Annotated in this window: 5 protein-coding genes; 4 read left to right on the plus strand and 1 reads right to left on the minus strand. The window is 44.3% G+C overall.

The window, feature by feature from the left end:
• From LDL35_RS14780 to LDL35_RS14790, 3 genes are all read left to right on the plus strand, one after another.
• On the plus strand, positions 1-387 hold a 387-nt coding region (locus LDL35_RS14780), incomplete at its 5' end, for a coiled-coil protein (RefSeq protein WP_369694954.1).
• 59 nt (positions 388-446) lie between these two features.
• Positions 447-1565 carry a DUF373 family protein gene (locus tag LDL35_RS14785; RefSeq protein WP_304023856.1) on the plus strand — a complete coding sequence of 373 codons (1119 nt, stop codon included), beginning with the start codon at positions 447-449 and terminating at the stop codon, positions 1563-1565.
• 98 nt (positions 1566-1663) lie between these two features.
• Positions 1664-2866, plus strand: a complete 1203-nt coding sequence (locus tag LDL35_RS14790; RefSeq protein ID WP_304023848.1) for a PKD domain-containing protein — start codon at positions 1664-1666, stop codon at positions 2864-2866.
• A 6-nt stretch (positions 2867-2872) separates the two neighbouring features.
• Here the strand turns inward: LDL35_RS14790 and LDL35_RS14795 are convergent, their stop codons facing one another.
• The gene (locus LDL35_RS14795) at positions 2873-3142 is read right to left on the minus strand and encodes a hypothetical protein (RefSeq protein ID WP_304023850.1); all 270 of its coding nucleotides are present in this window, start codon (positions 3140-3142) and stop codon (positions 2873-2875) included.
• Here LDL35_RS14795 and LDL35_RS14800 point away from each other — a divergent pair.
• Positions 3102-4066 (plus strand): hypothetical protein (locus tag LDL35_RS14800; protein WP_304023853.1); only part of this gene is annotated, 965 nt, incomplete at its 3' end. The two genes, LDL35_RS14795 and LDL35_RS14800, sit on opposite strands and share 41 nt — an antisense overlap.

The raw sequence follows: 4066 nt of genomic DNA on the forward strand, positions 1-4066 counted from the left end.
GCAAAGGAGCTCCGTCGTCAGGCATCTGAGATCCATGACCATGTTACCCAGCTGGCAGAAGATGCCCAGAAACACCATGACCTCATGGTTGAGTGTTACCGGAAAGCAGATTCATCCCGTGAGAAGGCTGATGAAGCACACAAGAAATTTGTCGAGGCACAGGAAGCTGCCGACAATGAACACAAACTCTTCATCGCCTGCCAGAAGGAACTTCGCGATTATGACAAGGTAATTGGCGGACTTCGCAAGAAGAACAAAAAGGTCAAGACCACAAAAGAGCAGAAAGAAGTCAGAAAGGAAGCAGAACAAATCTTCTCACAGTTTAAGGCCGGAGAAAAACTCACCACCGAAGACCTGCTCCTTCTTCAGCGTTCAAGACTTTTATAATCCCATTTTTCCTTTTTTTCAAAGAAGTCATTTATAGAGATGCAACCAATATCTTGGTAATGGGTTTCATCAGAACATTAGTCCTCAATATCGACCGTGATGATGATATAGGGTTTAAAGCTTCAGTTGAAAGTCCGGTTATAGGCAGAGAGGCCTGCCTTGATGCCGCAATCCGTCTTGCCCTTTCAGACCCTGAAGATTCAGATCTGAACGCAATATTCCAGGCAATCTCCACCTATGACAAACTCATTGCTGATGGAGAAGAAGCAGAAGTTGCGGTTATTGGGGGAAACCATTTCAGGTTTATTGAAGGTGACCGCAAGATCGCCCGGTTACTTGATGATGTAATTTCGCAGACAGGATGTAATCAATGCATCCTTGTCACCGACGGGGGTGAAGATGAATATATACTTCCCATCATTCAGGGAAAAATATCAGTCACTTCAATACAGCGGGTAGTAGTCTCGCAGATGCCAAATCTTGAAGGCACCTATTACATCATTAAAAAACTCATCAGTGATCCAAAAATATCAAAAATTGTGCTGGTGCTTCCAGGACTTACGCTCCTTCTCTATGCAATCAGCTATGCAGTAAACAGACCGGAGATCGCAACAATAGTAATTGCCGGATGTGTCGGGGGGTATTTACTCTATAAAGGATTTTCATTGGATGAGGTTGTCAGGAGCGAAGTAATCGACCTCAGATCCACACTCTACCGTGGGAGATTCTCCTTTGTTACCTATATCGGGGGGTTAATTTTTGCGATCATCGGAGTGATGGAGGGGACATCTGCCCTCACCAGTTACTGGGACGGGAGTGGAATATTCCCGATGGCCATCATCTTTTTATGGGGAGCAGTCGCCTGGTTTACCCTTGCAGCAATAACTACCTCACTTGGATCAATTATTGACAGTTTCCTCTATGAACGGGAGAGTCTCTCACGCGCAGTAATTTTTTCCTATTTCATAAGTGCAATCGGAGTCCTGGCCTTTGGAGGGATGAGTTATACCCTTTCAAACCTGAATCTCTCTCAATTTCCAATAACACAGGATCTTGGCATAACATACATTATTCAGGGTGCAATTGGCGGACTTGTATGTGCATTCGTCGGAATCATTCTCCAGCATTTTATATCCATGTGGGCAATGAACGAAAAAGAGACAATTTCCCAGGTTTAATCATTTTTATTTTAAATATTCCGGTTGGTAAAATAAGAGACATCTATAAATTCTCATCCGTCTCTTTTGACCATATCAGATCTCATGGAGGGCTGATTATGGGGAATATACATAATTATCTTAAATTTCTTATTCTCTGTCTGGTCGTAACCGGACTCTTCTGCGTGCAGGCATCTGCCATTACAGCTGATGCCCGGATAGGACCACTCAAGGGACCTGCACCATTGAATGTAATGTTTACCGATGCATCAGTTGGAAAACCAATAGAATGGCATTGGGATTTTGGTGACGGATATACTGGTGACGGACCACGGACCATGCATACCTACATGACTCCAGGTACATATACCGTGACCCTCCTTGTCCTGGATGCACAGGGAGTATCAGACACTGCTACATTTCATCAGGCAATCTCGGTTACTGCCAATCCGTTTATGCCGGTTATGCCAATGAATCTCCCTTCGTTCTCTGCTGATTTTACCGGAGGCCCTCAATCAGGACCGGCACCACTTGCAGTCTCATTTTCAGATCTCTCGAAAGGTGAACCAAAGACCTGGGTGTGGGATTTCGGAGATGGTACAACATCTATTGATCAAAACCCGGTTCATATTTACTCAACACCGGGAACATACACCGTCACATTAAAAATTGCAAAAGATTCAAGCACAGGAATGAAGGAAAGGAAACATTACATATCAGTGACTCAGGGGACAGGCATTCCTGATCAGCAGATGGTAAGTTCCTCATCAACGTCTTCCTCAACGGAGGAGGTACCAGTACAAAGTATGAGTACATCAGAAAATGTACCATCCGAGTATGCTTTCATGAGAGAACCAACACCAGAGGAAGAACAGCCCTGTCACTCAGATCTCTCTCTGACTACTGAATCAGAGACAATCAGGTCAGGTGAGGACTTAATGATCACCATCAATGGGAATCCTCTGGAAAAAGTATACTTCTGGATATCAATGAAAGAAGGGAATACATCAGAAGAAATTAAGCCTCCTGTCATTTTGGATAATGATATGGTCTTTGATAAATCAGAAGGGCCTTTCTCAATTGGTCAATTTGTTCCTGATAAAAATACAGGAGCAAAAATAACGGAGTTAATTGCTAATAATGAATCTGCGTATGCAACCGGATTATACGGACTGGTGGCCCTTGATAAAAATGGTGAGCACACCGTTTTGATCCAGGCAAAAGAGGCTTCTCCAGGTACATATATTGCAAATGCGATAACTGGAGAGACTGGAAAAGAGGGGGGATGTGTATCTCAATTGCAGGTATCGATCCTGCCATAATACATTTTAAGCTGGCACAATAATATTCATGAGTTGGATACTCAAGAGGTGATTTTCTATGAAAACGATACCATTTATTAAAATTCTTGGATTAATTTTCTGCGTTCTTCTTAGTACTGTAGGAATTTGTTCTGCATTCTCCATGTCATCAGGAGTCTCTTCTACGAGTTCATCAGGGGGGTTTTCATCAAGCAGTAGTTCTAGTAATCTTGGGTTCAGTACCTCAACCCTTGTAATGACTGGAGGAACACCCTCAAAACCTGCAACATCTCCCACTCCTGCCGGAGGGCCTGGCACTATCCCGCCGAATGAGGTAATCCCCCCACAATGGCAGCCAGGAACCCGATCTGGAACATTTTTTGATCCCATAACGCAGACCAGCTGGTTCTTTGATAATGTCCTTCAGAAATTTTATACACCGACGTATGGGTGGTTTTTAGTCACCCAATTTACGAAAGAAGGAAAAGTGTATGCCCAATTTTATTATGATCCAAAATCAGGCGTCTTCAGGGATATGAAATCCGGAGCAACTATCATGAGCACGGCTGGTATATCTCAGCCTTCAGGTTCAACCGGGCAGCAAGGTCAGCAGACGGGCCCGTCGCAGCCTTCAGGGCAGACACCTTCTCCATATACCGGTGCTTCTCCGATTGTTGCAGCAACTAGTCCTCCTTCAGGTACTTCCTCATCTGGCACTCCTTCATCTAACATCCACCCATGCAGAATTGTCTGTACCTCCTGTACATCAGGATTCTGTGATGATTGTAATCAGAATGGAGTATGCGATGATACAGAATCATCAGGGACACCCGTTATTACCGGATCTAAACCTCAAACACAGACTGGTGGAGTAAGTGAGGAGCCACAGCAGCCAATCCAGATAAATCTACCAGTTACTCCGGGCGTGACACCAGGTGTATCAGCTGAGGGTGGTCTGAGTGAAGATCCACAATCGACTATTTACTATATGGTTGCTCTTCCGTTAAGTGGCGTTCGCCCGATTGTGGCCTGTGACCCATTCCAGGAATGTGAATATTGTCTTGATATTGATGATGATGGCGCATGCACCCTTCTGGATTATGCAATCATCCAGTGTAAAGAGAAATGGGGGCTTGATTACATGGGAAGCAGGGATAATATCTGTGATACTGATGTTCTGTTGATCATGGATTGTTCTGATCCATCCGGCTGTTCTGTAGC

This window comes from Methanospirillum hungatei (assembly GCF_020216685.1).
Lineage (GTDB): Archaea > Halobacteriota > Methanomicrobia > Methanomicrobiales > Methanospirillaceae > Methanospirillum > Methanospirillum hungatei_B.